Below are 15,869 nucleotides of genomic sequence, written 5' to 3' on the forward strand. Positions count from 1 at the left end.
CACTCCCCGGGCTCCGACCACGGGTGCGGAGCGAGGTTGAAGGTGCCCCAGTGGATCGGCAGCAGCGCGCCGTGCGGCTCGCCGCCCTGGAGGTCCTGAGGCTCCTCATCTCGTGGATCGTGGCGTGATCGCCGTCGTCCTCGCCGCGGTCTCCTTGGCCTTCTGCGCGCTCACGCTCAGCGCTGTCATCAGGTCGACAGCCCTTCCTGGATGCTGGCCACTCTTCTCGGCAGGCTCCGGTGGCTCCTTGCCCTACACCTTCGCGTCGATGAGTTCTCGGGGCGTCGCGCTACTGGGCCCGGTGCCACTGGTGTCCTCGGCCGGCCATCGAGTCCATCCGCTTCACGGCCCGCTTCATCTCGCCCTCGCCGACATCAGCAGGGGGCGAGGCGAGCTCGACCGGCGAGCTCCCCTCGACCGGGCACCGCATGGCCGCAATGTTGGCGTGCCCACGCTCTCACCTCTCCCAGTCAGTCCGTCCTCCTCGGCAGGGACCGTTGCTGGATCACTAACGAGATTGATGGCGCATCCGGCGGGAGGGACCATTCGGTGACATGCAGGCCCGCCAGCTCGATCAGTTCCTCCGGGATTCCCAGCAGGTGCAGTGGAGTCCGGCCGTGGCTGGTCAGCCAGGCCCTGCGCCGTTGTCGTTCAGCCGAGTCGAGCTGCGCCCACACATCGACCATCACCCCGGGCGGCACACTGGGCACGGGTCGGGTGCGCCGCCGCACGTGGGGCAGGCTGGCCACGTCGCTGGCAAGCGCGATAAGACACCAAGCAACTTTGTAGGACAGTGTGTGGCCATGCGCGGCCCGCAGCCGGCGGGTGCGCCACTGCCAGCGCGGTGCCAGCAACCAACGGACCATCGTCAGCGATACGGCCCGCTCTCACGCCAAAGATCAGTCACGGGACAGCCCTTCAATCGAAAGGCCGGCCCGCGTTTGGGGTCGGGCCCAAGCTACGACCTCGGAGCCCACTCAGCTTACGCTCATTCCTTGGTCGGGCCACGTCGACGTCTCTTCGTAAAGTGCGTTGATCTTGCGCGATGCTTTCAGGAATGCATAATCGATTTCTCCGTCGATCGGTCGAGATCTGCGACTCTTCGTGTCCATCAGGAGTCTATGAGGAGGATCGTCCGTGTCGAAGCCGAAGAGATATTCGACCGATTCGGCAGATTCGGCAATCTTTCGGAAATACACCAGTGAGGCCATCACCATTCACCTTCCAAGTCTTCCCGCTTGAACAGTGGAATATGCTGTTCCCAGTTGTGATCTTCATTCGCGAATCGGTGGGCTTCCTGATAAGTGGATCCAGGGTGATCGCGGAGATATCCCAGCTCAGCTATTTCGTGTTCGAGAAGGATGTGGTCTTCGGGCAGTGCGTTGCCGGATCTGAGCCGGATCCACGCATCTGCAATCTCCGCATCTGCGTCGAACTTTCGTATCACCACCTTACGCGTTTCCGGGTCAACGATCGGATGCTCAGTGTCGAACACGTGCTTCTTGACCGACGCGATCTCCTCGGGTGCAAATCCTGTAGAGCCATTGCCTCGTTGCACGTCACGAGAATGTTCGGCGATGCTACTGACGTCACGAGAATCCTTCAGGAAGCTGTCATATGCATCTTCAGCCCACCTGGTTTGAGCCGGATCGTCCAGAAGGTCTCTCGGCCGTCGCCGTGCCCCGGTCATCCATTCGTCAGGATATTTACCAGGTACCACCTCGCGCATTCCGGCCCGCAGGCCGCCCTTGATCAAACCCCCGCCCTTGGTGCCGACCAGCTCGGGAATGAGTCGGCCGATGAATTCCGAGGGGTCTCCCTTGGCCGCGTCCCAGGCGTTCTTCAGTGCGCGGTCGGGGTTGGCGGCGGTGGAGACGAGGCCGGCGAGCGTCATGTTGACGCCCTTGTAGTACTCGGCCGGGTGCGTCAGGTTGTACGGGTCGGTCGGGTTGACCGAGCGGACGAAGTTCACCAGTCCTGCGGAGGCCTTGATGACACCGCCGCCGACGTGGGCCAGCTCGATGGACTGGCCGATTCCGTAGTCGATGAGTTCCTGCTTGGCCCGGTCCAGGCCGGTGGGCTCTTTTGGTGCGTGCGCCATTGCTGCCGTGATCGCGCCCTTGGCCGTTTCGGCAGCACTGTTACGTGCCTGGCGTGCGCGCTGAAGGATCTCCTGCGCGTGCTGGCGTTTGGCCGCCCCCGGGTCGGAGAACTTCCCCGGATGCGGGAGCGGGTGGTCGGTGTTGCGGACCGCGTTGTACGCCTCCGCCTTCTCCTTGAAAGCGGCAGCAGCAGTCTCGTAGTCCTGCTTGCCCTCCTTGTAGAGGGCGATCGCCTCACCGGCCTTGGCCTGCGCGCTGGTGACCGTCCCGGCGTACGTCTCCAGAGCCTTGGCCGCGTCCTCGAACGCGCCCGCCGCGCGCAGCCAGTCGGTGGGCAGCGTCTGGAACTTGGCACGGAAGGCGTCGGCGGCCTCGCCCTTCCAGTGACCGGAGTCGAGCTTCTTCATCCCGCCGCCGACGAGATCGAACGCCTTCTGGAAGTCACGGAGGTTCTTCACCGCCGCGCTGATCTTTTCCGGCCTGCCATGGATCAGCTCGTTCGCTTCCTCGGTTTGACCGAGCTGCTGCTCCCCGACCTCGGCGCCCAGCGAGGACGCGGTCTCATCGCCCCAGTCCTCGACGTTGTCGGCCCACTCATCGGCACCGACCTTCTCCAGCCCGGAGCCGACAATGTCAGTGCCCTTGTCGATGCCCTCGCCGACGACCTCCTTGCCCTTGTCGACGAGATTGCCCGCACCGTCGTAAAGGGCATCGCCCCACTTCCCCCAGTCCACCATCAGCGACTCTCCCCCCACCGCGGCTGCTCAGCCTGGTCGATCGTCTCCTGCGAAGGATCCAAATGCTCCTTCAGCCGCTCATCCACCTCCGAACGCAACGACGGGTCCACCATCCCGTTGCGCTCCATCGAGTCGAGCGCGGCATCCTCCACGTCGTAGGCGGTGTTCTTCCAGGTCTGGTTCACCTCGTCCTGGGCCTGGCTCATCGACTCCCAGCTGTAGTCCGGGTTGTCATAGGCGGACTGGGTGCTGATCCTGTCCCAGCTCATCGCCTTGACCTCGTCCTCAGACGCATGAGGATTCCCGTTCAGGGAGTTCACACCGATCTTGATCGAGTCCTTGACGTACTGCTCCTGCTCCGCATACGAACCCGCCGACAGCCCCACTCCGAGAGCGAAGCCGTTCCCTTTCTGCGTCAGGGCCCGCACACCCCACTCCCAACGGTTGCAGAACGTCTCGAACTCCGACGTCAGCCCGCCGTGCCCCAACTCCAGCCCCGACAACGCCAGATCCGAGAACCCCCGGCCCGTCGACGCTTCCCCGATCATGCCGAGCTCCTTCAGCTCCGCATGCGCCAGATCGATCCCCTTCGCGATCTCGGCCAACGCCTCCGGCGGAACTTCCAGGTCAGAACCTTCACCGCTCATTGACTCCCCCCGAGATCAACCGCAACCGCATCCGGCACGATGCCCACCACCGGCGGGAACAACATCCCGTCCGTACTGCCCGCATCCAGCGCCACCCCAGCCGGCCCGGGAAGCAACGGCACCATCACATCCAACAACCGCGCTCCCAGAACTCTCTGGTACGTCCACCCCCGGTCGCCCTCACCGCGAGCCAGGGCGAACCGGGCCAACGCCTCCTCGTCCGAGAACGCACAGATCCACCGCACGCCGTTCTGCTCCGCCGACCACAAATCCCCGGCCTCATCCAGCGGAACCAGCACCGCCGTACGCCGGAACTCGCCCAGCAACACAGCAAACTCTCGGCGCGCCGTAAGCAACTGCTCCTGGCCGGCCTCGATCGACGTCACAGTCGAGGCGCGCCTAGGCGACGGACCTGAAAAACAATCCAGGTCCGCCAATCGCGACCGTCTCTGCTGCTGCTCCGGTATCCCATCCCCACCCGTGGCCATAGGCAGGATCATCACACGCAAGAATTCTCGAGTGCAACGTGCCATCGCCTGCTGGCTGGGAAGCTGCTGCTTCGCACCCCAGCCCCTGCACGCAGGCAAGGCCTACGACGTACCTCACCTGCGGAAATGGCTATGAGCCAAGCACATCGGCGTGCGCATCGCCCGCAAGGGAGCCGAGTCCAGCGAACGCTTGGGACGCCGTCGAACCGGATACCGCAGACTCAACCACCGATACGAACGCCAACCCCGCAGCTACCCGGCCTTTCTCGGCCTCGCCGCGGCACTCTGCTACTACGAACGACGCGCCCGGCTCATCACATAGGACACGGTCTTACTCGACAGCACGTAGGCGCTCTGGACGTAGACCCAGGAGAGTCGGAAGAGGCGCTGCCAGCCGACACACCTATGCCGGGCGCCAGCCGGAGACGATCTCTTCCAGTGCATGGCGGCGTTCGTCCGGCGGCGCGTCGTGCCGCCTTCGGGCTCGGGCAGGCCTGCGATTAGGGCAGCGTTCGAGATCCGCCGACTTGCAGGCGGTGGCCCGCTGCTTCTTCAGCCGGCGGGCCACCGGGGAGCCGCCCTGGGTGGCCTCGCCGGGCGCGGCGAGTGTGCTGGTCCGAGGTACAGCGCAGCACACACATCAGGGGGAGTTGGCGGGCAGCCGGGAGCAAGGAGCGGGCTTCCTGAGCAAGCCCATGCCAAAGAATCATGAACGCGATGTCATGAGAGTGGCGTACCGCCGCCTCTCTCTTGTGAACGGCCACCGCGCGTCCTGTGCGCCACCGGCCCATAGTGCACGGGAGGTTGGACGGTGGAGCTCGCTGCCGCACTCTTGTCCGCGGTTGTTCCTCTGGTCCCTGCGGTCAAGCGTTGGCTGGACAGCGTGGCACTTCGCAACCGGTCCTCAGCCCGGGCCGAGATAATCCGTGCTCGGTCGGCCAGTCAGGGCGCCTCTCGAGGTATGGCCGCGGAACGGAAATCGGAGGAAGGCAATGGCTGAGCGTGAAGTGGAGCCCGCTGAGGCTCTGGGTACTCTGTACGCCAACTACCGGGTCAGCCTTACAAGCACCGCTCAGCAGGCGCTCCTCGCCCACGGCATCCCGGAGTCCGTCGTCTCGGCCGAGGATCTCGTGCAGAACGCCTTCGCCACGGTGCTGCGTCATCCGGCGTCTGTCGAGTACCCGGTCAGCTATCTGCGCGTGGTGATCCGCACGGAAGCGGCCAACCGAGCGCGCCAGCAGGCCCGACACCGTGTGCTGGAAGCACGGCGTGCGGCCGATCCGCTGCGCTTCGACCCCTTGCAGTCTGCGGACGTGGCCGCACTGGTGGCCAACCGCTGTGCCGTCGAGCAGGCCTTGGACGCCCTGACTCCCTCGCAACGCACCGCGGTATGGGCAACGAAAGGGCTGGACTGCACCCAGGCCGAGACCGCGGTCATGATGGAGAAGGCGCCCGGCACTGTCGCCACTCATGTCTCGCGTGGCCTCGCGCTTCTGCGTGCGAGCCTCGTTGCCGCCGTGGTCGCCGGCATCGTCTGCGGGGTGAGCCATTTCATCGGCGATCCGCTGCAGGGCACCCCTCCCGCGAGGGAGCCGAGTACAGGTTCCGGCCCACTGCCCCCACAGTGGTGGCCCGGGAAGCCAGCCCTGCTGTCCGCCCTGTACGCGCACTGGCCGGTGTCCGTCCCGGCGGCGCTGATGGCCACGTACGGCATTGTCTGCTGGCTGCGGCGGCGCTTCAGGGCCCACGGCAGGGCCGAGACACCATTCGGAACCTGGTTGGGCCTCCGGCGGACAGGCCAGGCCTGGCGGAGTTCGACCAACCAACTCGGGCTGCCCTACACCGCTCGCGAAGTCACCCGCGACGCGATCGTGTTCGTGGCCCCAAATGACCTCTCCGCCGAAGCCGTACTGAAGGGTTTGGAGGCGGTAACCATCCTGATGAAGCGAAAGCTGGGCCGCACCGTTCACCTGGAACTCTTCGGGGGACTCTCGTCACGGCAGCAGAGCTCCCCTGACAGCCGACTACGGGACGCATTCGACCTGACCGGCTGGTCCAGAGGCGAACTCGCCAGAAAGGTGAACCGGCAGGCTGCCACCCTGGGTTACCGGCAGCTGGCGACAGACCCCTCGCGGGTGCGCCGTTGGCTCGACCTCGGAGAGATCCCACGCGATCCCGTACCGCAACTGCTCGCCGCCCTGTTCACCGAGCGTCTCGGTCGTGTCGTGACCACCGAGGATCTCGGCTTGACCCGTCGCGCAAGCGTGGGGGCACGCCGCAACAGTGCGGAGCAGCAACACCCCGATGGGCTGCCGTGGGCGCCCGAGCGGACCGCCGTGGTGCTCACGGAATTCGCGGGCATGGACCTCATGCTCAATCGCCGCGGCGTCGTAAGCGAGAACGCCTCGCTCCCAGCCGATCGATCGATTCCACTGTCAGGGAACATCTTGACAAGGACAGTCCCGCCGGACGCCGGGCCGTGAGTGTCAGAGACCTGAGTACCAGCTCACCTCGGCCCTCGACTCTCCGCCGAAGCCGCCGACCATGCACGAGCTCGTTGCTACTGAACTTGATCGGGTGGTGTCGGACGGTTCACCAAACAGCGTCAAGGTGGCCTCGGTAGGCCTCGTGCGGTGAGACATTCGCAGGGCGGCTTGACCGGCGTCGTAAGAGCCGCGCGGGAGCGGGTCCGGCGTCAGGCCGCGACTGGCTTCGAGACTGGCGGGAAGAACAGGGAGTTCCCACGCTGCGGATCTCGGAGCGGTCGGTGGAACGTTGGCAACACCAGTGACGCGAGGACGGCCCTGCCTGAAGTGGCCTCCAAGGGGTCACCTGGTCGACCCCGACTACCTGACGCGCACCCGGCGCAACGAATTGCGCCAGCCAACGAAACGCCGCGACTCAGACGATGCGAGTCTTGACCAAGATGGGCGGTGAACCATGCGCGGAGGGCAACGGTGTGGGCTGTCCCAGGGCTACCGACCGTCCCTCTCGGAAGGGACCGTCGTCAGCCGCCCACAGACCGTTCCGCTCCTCGCGCGGCCCGTCGCCAAACAACGGAGCAAGCTGCTCGAGATTCCCCCTCGCTCCTTGTCACCGCTCGCCCGCGAGGTCGACTTCCTCCCGGTGCACCCGTGCCGCATCCGCCGCCACCGGGCGACGCCACGGGTGCGCGATCGGCGCCGACACCGCTCGCCACCAAGCTTCCGAGGGAAGATCCCCCGCCGGTTCGAACGGCTCGCCCGGACGGGGGAACGCCACCCCCTGCCCCACCTCGTCGGCAGCGTCCTGCATCCACTCCCCGGGCTCCGACCACGGGTGCGGAGCGAGGTTGAAGGTGCCCCAGTGGATCGGCAGCAGCGCGCCGTGCGGCTCGCCGCCCTGGAGGTCAAGATGTGCGCGCAGCCCCTCGGCCGGTGTCATGTGGATGTCGGGCCAGTACTCCGAGTAGGCGCCGACCTGGATCATCGTCACATCGAAGGGGCCGTGCTCGGCGCCGATGGCGCGGAAGCCGGAGAAGTAGCCGGTGTCCCCGCTGTGATAGACCCGGTGCTCGGGACCCGTGACGACCCACGACGCCCAGAGTGTGTGCTGCTGGTTGCGCAGCCCGCGGCCGCAGAAGTGCCGGGCGGGGGTGGCGGTCAGGCTGATGCCGGCGATCTCCGCGGTCTCGTTCCAGTCGAGCTCGTGGATGCGGTCCAGGGGCACGCCCCACCGCTCCAGGTGGGCGCCGACACCGAGCGGTACCGCGAAGACCGTGTCCGTCCCTGCCAGGGCCTTGATCGTGGACAGGTCGAGGTGGTCGTAGTGGTCGTGGGAGATCACCACGGCGTCCACCGGCCCGAGCGAGGCGAGCGGCAGCGGGACGGGGTGCAGCCGCTTGGGCCCGGCGAAGGCGAAGGGCGAGCAGCGCTCGCCCCAGACCGGGTCGAACAGCACCCTGCGGCCGTCGATCTCGGTGAGCACACTGGAGTGGCCCAGCCAGGTCACCCGGAGGCCCGTCGCCGGGGGCGCGGCCAGATCGGCCAAGGTCGTGGCGTGGACCGGTACGGTGCCGAGCGGGGACCTGCGGGCCCGCTGCTCCTTCTGGAAGTACACCTTGGCGAATTCGAGCATGGACCCGGAGGGCCGGGTCCGCGCGCCCTCCGGGTTCTGGAAGACACCGTCGGCGAAATTGGGCGAGCGGCGGATCCGCTCCATCCGCACCCCCGCCGGGTCCGCGCCGAAGGCGTCGGGGCGCAGAGAGCGGAGTCTGGTACGGAGCGAGGGCTGGTTGTCGGCGCCGGTCACAACATCTCCTGAGGAGTCGGTGTCGTCATTATGGTCTGGAATCAGGACGGGGAAAGAACCCGGCGGCGAACGGAGCACCGTCAGGGATCACCCGGAACCGTGCCCCGTGGGGTCCGCGGCCTCAGGCGCGCGGCTGGCCGTACACATGGTCGATCCGCAGGGTCAGGACGACTCTGCCGTCCTGGACCATCACCCGGCGGTAGTCGTCCCAGTCAGGGTGCTCGCCCCGCACGTCCCGGTAGAGGGAGACCAGCTGCTCCACGACCGCGTCGTGCGGGTCGGCGGCGGGCGGGGTCAGCTCTGCGGTGACATCGGCGACGGTCCAGGCCCACCGGTCCTCGCTGGTCACGTGATAGCTCGCTCGCGGGTCCCGGCGCAGATTGCGCGTCTTGGCACGCCCTTCTGTGATGGACACGCGGATCACTCCCTCTTCGGGGTAATAGGCGTGGTTCACATTGGACAGCTGGGGCCTGCCGTCACGCTTGAGGGTGACCAGCACCCCGCCGTCGTACTCCCCGATGAGTCGTAGCAGCGCCGCACGCGAGGGTTCCGTCATGCCGACTCCAACGTATGTGCCCCTCGCAGGATTCCGCATCGGGCGGACGGGGATGACACATCCGGCCTTCCGCAGGCGTTGACAGGCGTGTCAAGACCTCCGGATACTGACCCATTGTTCAGTAGATCGACTCGGATGTTCCAGGAGCCGCCCGATGCGGTCCCTCTCCCCCGCCCCGCCGGTGTCGCTGACCTGGACGGACCACGTCACAGGCACCGAGGGGTACCTCGTCGTCGACCGGCTGGTGCGGTTCGGCTGGTACCGGTAGGCCGTGGGCACGGGGGCCGGGTGCCGGCGCCGGGGAGTTGGTTAGGGTAACCGCGTGGCGAGAGTGCGGCTGAGTGTGGCGGAGCGGCGTGAGGAGCTTCTGCGCGCTGCCGTCGAGCAGATCGAGGTCCGGGGTGTGTCCGCGGTCAGGATCGCCGATGTGGCCGCCGTTCTCGGGGTGAGCAACGCGCTGGTGCTGTACCACTTCTCGTCCAAGGAGAAACTGGTGGCTGCCGCGTTCGCGTACGCGGCGGAGGCCGATCTCGCCCATCTGCGCAAGCTGCTGACCCGGCGCACCAGCGCGGTCCGGCGGCTCAGGTCCGCCGTTCGCTGGTACGCGCCGACCGGACAGGCCAAGGGCTGGCGGCTGTGGATCGAGGGCTGGGCCTCCGCCCTCCGTGACCCGGTGCTGCGCGAGGTGGCCGGAGACCTCGACCAGCAGTGGAAGGCCGAACTGGCCGAGGTGATCGAAGAGGGGGCCGCGGCGGGCGAGTTCCACTGCGAGGACCCGATGTCCGTCGCGTGGCGGCTGACAGCCCTCCTGGACGGGCTGGCCGTCCAGATGACCTCGTACGCGGGTCCGCTCTCCCGGGCCACCATGCTGCAGTGGACCGAGGAGGCGCTCGCCCGCGAACTCGGCATCGGGCACGAGGCCCTGACGGCCTGACGGCCTGAGGCGACAACGGGCGGGTCAGGTCTGGTGCACGGGGGCGTAGGCCTCTCCCTCGATGCCGAAGGTCCAGGCGACGCCCTCCTTGGCGGTCCGGGTCCTGGGCGGCACCCGTAGCCAGTAGACGCGGTGCGTTCCGTCGGGCTCGGGGGTGGAGTTGACGACTTCGACCATGACGACGTCCTCGTCGCCCTCCATCGCGATGCGCCAGAGGATGCCGGTCTCGTCGCGGTGTACCGGCTCCGCGCCCGACTCCGAGAGGTAGCGGTCGTAGCCGTAGTGCTCGAGCATCACACGGCGCAGTTCCGCGTTCTCCTCGGCACGTATCCGCTCCGGGGTCAGGCCTGCCAGGCCGTCCAGGAATTCGGCCGGCACGGGCATGCCGCGCCAGGCGTACAGGGCGAAGCCGTCCGGGTAGGCCAGGGCCGGTCCGTCACCGCGGTCGAGGCGTCCCGCCTCGTCGCGGTGGAGTTCCGCGGGGCGCTCGCTGATCACCACCGCGTGCTCGTAGGGCCACCACCAGCCGGCGTTCCTGGCGACGTCCGCCAGTCCGGTCAGGCGGTCTCCACGGCCGTCGAAGGCCGCCAGCCAGGCCGCATCGTGCTGGCCGAGGACCGCGTCGAGCAGCACGAGACGGATGTCGGGCTCGTCCTCGGGCCGTGTGGTCAGTTCTGCGACGATCCCCGCCCGTATCCGCTCTGCCAGTGCGGCGGTGGTCTCCCACAGCTGTGCGCCGGTGGCGGACCACAGCACGGACCAGCCGGCCGGGCCCAGCTCGTCGTACATCCGGCGCCGTTCCTCCGCCCAGGGGCGGGTGCGGACCTCGTCGCGCACTGAGCGTCCGGCGCCGGGCAGCTTCTCCACCACCTCGACGGCGGCCCTGGGCGAGTCGGCCCAGATGATGCGCTCCGGCTCCGCGAGCCCCGCGCTGCGATAGGCGAGCCGCACCCCGTCCTCGGCCGCGCCGCGGTCGGCCCTGCCCGTCGCCGCCGCCACGGCCCGCCACTCGTTCACGTACTGCATCGGTGCTCCCCGTCCCCTGTTCCTGTTTCCTGACCGCACATCACCGGACCGCCCCGTCTCCCGAAGGGGTCAGTCCGCGACGATCCGGACCGCGCCCGGGGCGTACTCACGCTGACGCACGACGCGGAACCACCCCTTCGGCAGCGCTATCGCGGCATGCTCCTCGTGGACCACGCGTCCGCCCTCGGGGAGATGGAGCAGCATCGGGCCGAACGGACCGGCCTCCCGGATCAGCCGGCCCGGCCCCTGCACCGCGTGTGCGTGGCCGGTGACCTCACCCAGTGCCAGGACCAGCCTCCCGCGCCCGTCGCGCGGTTCGCCCGGTGCGCCGAGGAAGTGCGCCGGCACGTCCGACTCCTCCAGCGTGACCATCAGTACGTCGCCCTGCCGGTACACAGACGTCTCCCCTCCGCCCCGGCACCCACTGCGCCGGTCACAGGGAAAACGCTACGAGAGGGGTCTGACATCGACGGCTGTCCGGGGCCGGTCGTTCCGATGTCAGTGCCGCTTGATAGACCTTGCGGACATCAGCCCTCCCCAGCATCAGGAGATCGGTGTCATGTCCGACGCGGACCGTCTGCACGAGTTGCTCGGCCTCCCGGCCGTCGATTTCCGGCGCGAGGACGAGGGGTCGCCCCGGCCCCCGGCCGATGCCGCGGCCTGGCGCGTCGGCGTCGAACCGTACGAGGACGACGGCACCTGGGAGGAGGAGTTCCACGCGTTCCTCGAAGCTGTGGACCCGTCAGGCGTCGAGGCACTGATCATCGGCCAGTGGGGCGAGTCGTACGAGGAGGACTCCGCCTACCCCATCGGGCTCGTCGTGGCCGCCGCGGACCGGCTGACCTCGCTCAAGGCCGTCTTCGTCGGGGATCTCGTGGCGGAGGAGGCCGAGATCTCGTGGATCGAGCAGTCCGATGTCACCGCTCTGCTCACCGCCTTCCCGGCGCTGACCCATCTCGGCATACGCGGCGGCACCGGCCTGGTGTTCCCGCCCGTCGAGCACGAAGCCCTGCGCGAGCTCACCATCGAGAGCGGCGGCCTGCCCGGGGATGCCCTGCGCGGAGTGCTGGGCAGCGAGCTGCCGGCCCTGGAGCGTCTGGACCTCTGGCTCGGCGTCTCCGCGTACGGGGGCGACGCGGTGGTCCCGGATCTGGCGCCGCTGCTCGGCGGCAATCGCTTTCCCCGGCTGCACCACCTGGGCCTGCGCAACAGCGAGTTGCAGAACGAGATCGCGGTCGCGATCGGTTCGGCGCCGGTCGTCGCGCAGCTCCGGACGCTCGATCTGTCGAACGGCACGCTGGGCGACGAGGGCGCGTCGGCGCTGCTCGAAGGCCAGCCGCTCACCCATCTCACCTCGCTGGACCTGCACCACCACTTCCTGACCGAGCCGATGGAGCGACGCCTCGCGGAGGCCCTGGAGCCGCACGGGGTGGTGGTGGACCTGTCCGGGCGCTGCGAGCCGTGGGACGACCGGGGCCCCGAGGGGCGTTACACCGCGGTCGCGGAGTGACGGCGCCATGACCGACGCCGTTCATCCCGAGACCTTTCACGGCCTGCCGGTCCGCGTCCGGGGCTTCGAGGACCACGAGGCACGCCGTGTCGCCGTCCGTGCGTAGCCGGACGCCGCGCCTCGCGGTCGTGGGCATTCCCGCCAATCGCAGGGTCGGTCTCTTCCAGGACGCCGTGCGCGCCGCCGGGCTGCCCGCCGCGCGCACTGTTTCCTGGCCGGAGGTGCTGCGCGGGGAGGCGGTTTTCCTTCCGGGGGAGACGGTGCGCGTCGATTCGCCCGGTGAGGACGCCGAGGTGGACCGGCTCCTGCGCGGGGCCGACGATCCGACCAGGGTCGAGGGTTCGGCCCGCTGGTACGCGCGCTTCACCTCTGCCGTTCGCGAGGTGGCGCGGGCGGCCACGGCGGCCGGTGCGGTTCTGCTCGACGACCCGGAGGACATCGCGGTGATGTTCGACAAGCGGCTCTGTCACGGCGCCCTGGACGCTGCCGGGGTGCCGGTGCCCGATTCCCCGACCTCCGGTCCCGACGTGGTCCCTGTGCGCGGCTGGACTGATGTGCGCCGTCTGATGTCGGACCATCGCATGCCGAGAGTGTTCCTGAAGCCCGCGCACGGTTCGTCGGCCTCCGGGGTGATGGCCCTGGAGACGGCGGGCGCGGGCAGGGTGCGGGCGGCCACCTCCGTGGAGCGGGACGAGGAGGGCCGGCTGTTCAACTCGCTGCGGGTGCGTCGCTGCACGACGGAGCACGAGGTGGCGGCCCTCGTCGACACCCTGGCGCCTGACGGGCTGCACATCGAGCGCTGGCTGCCCAAGGCCTCCCAGCGGGGGCGGGCCGCCGACCTCCGGGTCGTGGTGGTCGCGGGACGGGCGACCCACGCGGTCGTCCGTACCAGCCGGTCCCCGATGACCAATCTGCATCTGGGCGGGGCCCGTGGCGATCTGGACCAGGTGCGGGCCGACGTCGAGTCGGCGGGCGGCAGTTGGAGCGCTGCTCTGGCCATGTGCGAGCGGGCAGCGGCCTGCTTCCCCGACACGCTGTGCGTGGGTGTCGATCTGCTGCCCACGGCCGGCTGGCGGCGCTTCGCCGTCGGCGAGGTGAACGCGTTCGGGGACCTCCTCCCCCGTCTGACCGGCCTTCCGGGCAGCGGTGCGGAGGGCCTGGACACGTACGGCGCGCAGATCGCCGCCGTACTGGAGACTTCCTCACGCGAGGACCGGGCGGGCGGCGACACCCGCAGGTCCGGCCCCGCGAGCAACGACCGAGCAAGGAACGACCGTGCCATCCACGCCCCCTGACCCCGCATCCCTCGATTCCCGGGCTCCGGCCCCCGCCCCGGCTCCGGCCCCCGCCCCGGCACCGGCCCCCGCCTCGGCCCCGGCTCCGGCTCCGGCTCCCGACATGAACGCGATCGTGGGCAGCCATGATCTCCTTCTCGTCACCCTGGACACCCTGCGGTTCGACGTGGCCGCAGAGCTGGCCGCGGCCGGACGCATCCCTCATCTCGCCCGGCATCTGCCCGGCGGTGTCTGGGAGAAGAGGCATGCACCGGGCAGTTTCACCTACGCCTCCCATCAGGCGATCTTCGCCGGTTTCCTGCCGACGCCCGCCGCGCCCGGCCCCCACCCGAGGCTGTTCGCCGCACGTTTCGCGGGCAGTGAGTCGACCGCGGACGGCACCTTCGTCCATGAGACCCCCGATCTGCTCTCCGGCCTGGCCGCCGTGGGCTACCGCACGGTGTGCGTCGGCGGCGTCGGCTTCTTCAACCGCCGGCCCCCACTGGGCTCGGTGCTGCCCGGCATGTTCCAGGAGAGCCACTGGGAGCCTGAGTTCGGTGTCGCGTCGCCGACGTCCTTCGAGTCGCAGGTCTCACGCGCCGAGCAGGTGGTCGCAGGCCTTCCGGCTGACCAGAGGCTGTTCCTCTTCGTGAACGTGTCGGCGCTGCACCAGCCCAACTGGTTCCACAAGCCCGGCGCCACCGCCGAGGCGGGTGACTCGATGGCCACGCACGCCGCGGCACTGGAGTACGTGGACCGGCACATCGGTCGCCTCTTCGCGGCGGCGAGCAGCCGGCGCCCGTGCTTCGCCATCGTCTGCTCCGACCACGGCACCGCATACGGCGAGGACGGCCACACCGGCCACCGGATCGGTCACGAAGCCGTATGGACCGTGCCCTATGCCCATTTCTTCCTCGAACCTGGGGCGTCCCGATGACCGTCACCGCACACAGCACCAGCCCCTACCTCAGCTATGTCTACGCCTACCCGCACAAGACGGCCTACCGCCCGCTCGGGGACCACCCCGCCGGGCGTCCGCGGATCGGCGAGCTCTGGGCGGCGGAGCGCAAGGACGCGCTCTCCCTCTACCTCCACATACCGTTCTGCGAGGTCCGCTGCGGCTTCTGCAATCTGTTCACCCGGATCGGTGCCCCCGAGGAGCTGACGACGCGCTACCTCGACGCGCTCGACCGGCAGGCCACCACGGTCAGGGACGCACTGGGCGACGAGGAGCCGGTGCGCTTCGCCGCAGCCGCGTTCGGCGGCGGCACTCCCACCTTCCTCACCGCCGGGGAGCTGGAGCGCCTCTGTGACATCGCGGAGAAGCGGATGGGCGCCGATCTGAGGGCGGTTCCCCTGTCGGTGGAGACCTCGCCGTCGACGGCGACCGCGGACCGGCTGTCCGTCCTGGCCGATCGGGGAACCACCCGGATCAGCATCGGTGTGCAGAGCTTCGTGGACGCCGAGGCCCGCGCCGCGGTCCGCCCGCAGCACCGCTCCGAGGTGGAGGCGGCTCTCGGCCGTATCCGCGATGCCCGGGTCCCGGTCCTCAACATCGACCTGATATACGGCATCGAGGGCCAGACCGAGGCCACTTGGCGCACCTCGCTGGACGCCGCCCTGGCCTGGCGCCCGGAGGAGCTCTATCTCTACCCGCTGTACGTGCGCCCGCTGACCGGGCTCGGGCGGCTGGGTGCCGGGGCCAAGGCACCTGCAGGCCCGGACACCGCCTGGGACGAACAGCGTCTGCGGCTGTACCGCGCGGGGCGCGACCATCTGCTGGCCCACGGCTACGAGCAGGTGTCGATGCGCATGTTCCGCCGCGCGGACGCGCCGCACGCGGGCCCCGACGAATACGCGTGCCAGACCGACGGCATGATCGGACTCGGCTGCGGGGCCCGCTCGTACACCTCCGCCCTGCACTACTCCTTCGACTACGCGGTGGAGATGCGGGAGATCCGGGGCATCATCGACGGCTTCACCACGACCGAGGACTTCTCCCGTGCGGAGGTCGGCCGGTACGTCGACGAGGGCGAGGCGCGCCGACGCCACCTGCTCCAGTCACTTCTCCAGGCCGAGGGCATGCGGCCCGCCGAGTACCGCGAGCGCTTCGGCACCGGTCCGTACGAGGACTTTCCCGCCGAGCTGGAGCTCTTCTCGGCGCGCGGATGGCTGGACGAGGCATCGGGCCCTGCGCTGCTGCGCCTCTCACCGGAGGGCCTGGCCCATTCCGACGCCGTGGGACCGGAGCTGTTCTCCCCGGCGGTACGGGCCGCGATGGCCGCGTACGAGGCGAAGTGAACCG

The 15,869-nt window shown here is 68.9% G+C and carries 14 protein-coding genes and 4 pseudogenes; 9 read left to right on the forward strand and 9 right to left on the reverse strand.

The window, feature by feature from the left end; genetic code table 11:
* Positions 1 to 470: 470 nt before the first annotated feature.
* The 5 genes from ACZ32T_RS33980 to ACZ32T_RS34000 form a co-directional block, all read right to left on the reverse strand.
* Positions 471 to 854: a hypothetical protein gene (locus ACZ32T_RS33980; protein WP_467273623.1), complete on the reverse strand. Its 384-nt coding sequence runs from the start codon at positions 852 to 854 to the stop codon at positions 471 to 473.
* A gap of 123 nt (positions 855 to 977) precedes the next feature.
* Positions 978 to 1,211 carry a hypothetical protein gene (locus tag ACZ32T_RS33985; RefSeq protein WP_467273621.1) on the reverse strand — a complete coding sequence of 78 codons (234 nt, stop codon included), beginning with the start codon at positions 1,209 to 1,211 and terminating at the stop codon, positions 978 to 980.
* The gene (locus tag ACZ32T_RS33990) at positions 1,211 to 2,839 is read right to left on the reverse strand and encodes a WXG100 family type VII secretion target (RefSeq protein ID WP_467371261.1); all 1,629 of its coding nucleotides are present in this window, start codon (positions 2,837 to 2,839) and stop codon (positions 1,211 to 1,213) included. Before ACZ32T_RS33990 ends, ACZ32T_RS33985 begins: the two co-directional genes overlap by 1 nt.
* On the reverse strand, positions 2,839 to 3,486 hold the full coding sequence (locus tag ACZ32T_RS33995) for a hypothetical protein (protein ID WP_467371263.1): 648 nt from the start codon (positions 3,484 to 3,486) through the stop codon (positions 2,839 to 2,841). Before ACZ32T_RS33995 ends, ACZ32T_RS33990 begins: the two co-directional genes overlap by 1 nt.
* Positions 3,483 to 3,974, reverse strand: a complete 492-nt coding sequence (locus ACZ32T_RS34000; RefSeq protein ID WP_467273669.1) for an SseB family protein — start codon at positions 3,972 to 3,974, stop codon at positions 3,483 to 3,485. The genes ACZ32T_RS33995 and ACZ32T_RS34000 overlap by 4 nt, the downstream gene beginning before the upstream one ends.
* 70 nt (positions 3,975 to 4,044) lie before the next feature.
* Here ACZ32T_RS34000 and ACZ32T_RS34005 point away from each other — a divergent pair.
* The 4 pseudogenes from ACZ32T_RS34005 to ACZ32T_RS34020 all read left to right on the forward strand — a co-directional run.
* Positions 4,045 to 4,296, forward strand: a pseudogene (locus ACZ32T_RS34005) (IS5/IS1182 family transposase); the annotation flags it as partial.
* Positions 4,297 to 4,966: 670 nt separating this feature from the next.
* Positions 4,967 to 5,458: pseudogene (locus tag ACZ32T_RS34010) on the forward strand (RNA polymerase sigma factor); the annotation flags it as partial.
* Positions 5,459 to 5,944: 486 nt separating this feature from the next.
* A pseudogene (locus ACZ32T_RS34015) lies at positions 5,945 to 6,403 on the forward strand (DNA-binding protein NsdB); the annotation flags it as partial.
* Positions 6,404 to 6,607: 204 nt separating this feature from the next.
* Positions 6,608 to 6,844, forward strand: a pseudogene (locus tag ACZ32T_RS34020) (IS630 family transposase); the annotation flags it as partial.
* Between the two features lie 223 nt (positions 6,845 to 7,067).
* Here ACZ32T_RS34020 and ACZ32T_RS34025 read toward each other — a convergent pair.
* Both ACZ32T_RS34025 and ACZ32T_RS34030 read right to left on the reverse strand, forming a co-directional pair.
* Positions 7,068 to 8,264 carry an MBL fold metallo-hydrolase gene (locus ACZ32T_RS34025; RefSeq protein ID WP_467371265.1) on the reverse strand — a complete coding sequence of 399 codons (1,197 nt, stop codon included), beginning with the start codon at positions 8,262 to 8,264 and terminating at the stop codon, positions 7,068 to 7,070.
* A 121-nt stretch (positions 8,265 to 8,385) separates the two neighbouring features.
* Positions 8,386 to 8,820 carry a PPOX class F420-dependent oxidoreductase gene (locus ACZ32T_RS34030; protein WP_467371267.1) on the reverse strand — a complete coding sequence of 145 codons (435 nt, stop codon included), beginning with the start codon at positions 8,818 to 8,820 and terminating at the stop codon, positions 8,386 to 8,388.
* Positions 8,821 to 9,142: 322 nt separating this feature from the next.
* Between ACZ32T_RS34030 and ACZ32T_RS34035 the strand changes: the two genes are divergently transcribed.
* The gene (locus ACZ32T_RS34035) at positions 9,143 to 9,754 is read left to right on the forward strand and encodes a TetR/AcrR family transcriptional regulator (protein ID WP_467371269.1); all 612 of its coding nucleotides are present in this window, start codon (positions 9,143 to 9,145) and stop codon (positions 9,752 to 9,754) included.
* Between the two features lie 24 nt (positions 9,755 to 9,778).
* Here ACZ32T_RS34035 and ACZ32T_RS34040 read toward each other — a convergent pair whose 3' ends face one another.
* Both ACZ32T_RS34040 and ACZ32T_RS34045 read right to left on the reverse strand, forming a co-directional pair.
* Positions 9,779 to 10,780, reverse strand: coding sequence for a DUF6745 domain-containing protein (locus ACZ32T_RS34040; RefSeq protein ID WP_467371271.1), 1,002 nt, complete (start codon positions 10,778 to 10,780; stop codon positions 9,779 to 9,781).
* 69 nt (positions 10,781 to 10,849) lie between these two features.
* A complete protein-coding gene (locus ACZ32T_RS34045) occupies positions 10,850 to 11,176 on the reverse strand; it encodes a hypothetical protein (protein WP_467273607.1) in 327 nt (108 codons plus the stop codon).
* Between the two features lie 163 nt (positions 11,177 to 11,339).
* On the opposite strand from ACZ32T_RS34045, the gene ACZ32T_RS34050 reads away from it, so the two are divergent.
* The 4 genes from ACZ32T_RS34050 to ACZ32T_RS34065 all read left to right on the forward strand — a co-directional run bounded on the left by ACZ32T_RS34050 (position 11,340) and on the right by ACZ32T_RS34065 (position 15,865).
* Positions 11,340 to 12,290, forward strand: a complete 951-nt coding sequence (locus ACZ32T_RS34050) for an STM4015 family protein (RefSeq protein WP_467371273.1) — start codon at positions 11,340 to 11,342, stop codon at positions 12,288 to 12,290.
* An 86-nt stretch (positions 12,291 to 12,376) separates the two neighbouring features.
* Positions 12,377 to 13,585 carry an STM4014 family protein gene (locus ACZ32T_RS34055; protein ID WP_467371275.1) on the forward strand — a complete coding sequence of 403 codons (1,209 nt, stop codon included), beginning with the start codon at positions 12,377 to 12,379 and terminating at the stop codon, positions 13,583 to 13,585.
* A 103-nt stretch (positions 13,586 to 13,688) separates the two neighbouring features.
* On the forward strand, positions 13,689 to 14,501 hold the full coding sequence (locus ACZ32T_RS34060; protein ID WP_467273602.1) for an STM4013/SEN3800 family hydrolase: 813 nt from the start codon (positions 13,689 to 13,691) through the stop codon (positions 14,499 to 14,501).
* On the forward strand, positions 14,498 to 15,865 hold the full coding sequence (locus tag ACZ32T_RS34065) for an STM4012 family radical SAM protein (RefSeq protein ID WP_467371277.1): 1,368 nt from the start codon (positions 14,498 to 14,500) through the stop codon (positions 15,863 to 15,865). Before ACZ32T_RS34060 ends, ACZ32T_RS34065 begins: the two co-directional genes overlap by 4 nt.
* Positions 15,866 to 15,869 lie beyond the last annotated feature (4 nt).

Source organism: Streptomyces sp. NPDC023573, from assembly GCF_055559735.1.

Excerpts from the sequence above, each read along its gene's own strand:
- ACZ32T_RS33985 (WP_467273621.1), bottom strand. The coding sequence starts at position 1,211 with ATGGCCTCACTGGTGTATTTCCGAAAGATTGCCGAATCTGCCGAATCG.
- ACZ32T_RS33990 (WP_467371261.1), bottom strand. The coding sequence starts at position 2,839 with ATGGTGGACTGGGGGAAGTGGGGCGATGCCCTTTACGACGGTGCGGGC.
- ACZ32T_RS33995 (WP_467371263.1), bottom strand. The coding sequence starts at position 3,486 with ATGAGCGGTGAAGGTTCTGACCTGGAAGTTCCGCCGGAGGCGTTGGCC.
- ACZ32T_RS34000 (WP_467273669.1), bottom strand. The coding sequence starts at position 3,974 with ATGGCCACGGGTGGGGATGGGATACCGGAGCAGCAGCAGAGACGGTCG.
- ACZ32T_RS34030 (WP_467371267.1), bottom strand. The coding sequence starts at position 8,820 with ATGACGGAACCCTCGCGTGCGGCGCTGCTACGACTCATCGGGGAGTAC.
- ACZ32T_RS34040 (WP_467371271.1), bottom strand. The coding sequence starts at position 10,780 with ATGCAGTACGTGAACGAGTGGCGGGCCGTGGCGGCGGCGACGGGCAGG.
- ACZ32T_RS34050 (WP_467371273.1), top strand. The coding sequence starts at position 11,340 with ATGTCCGACGCGGACCGTCTGCACGAGTTGCTCGGCCTCCCGGCCGTC.
- ACZ32T_RS34060 (WP_467273602.1), top strand. The coding sequence starts at position 13,689 with ATGAACGCGATCGTGGGCAGCCATGATCTCCTTCTCGTCACCCTGGAC.
- ACZ32T_RS34065 (WP_467371277.1), top strand. The coding sequence starts at position 14,498 with ATGACCGTCACCGCACACAGCACCAGCCCCTACCTCAGCTATGTCTAC.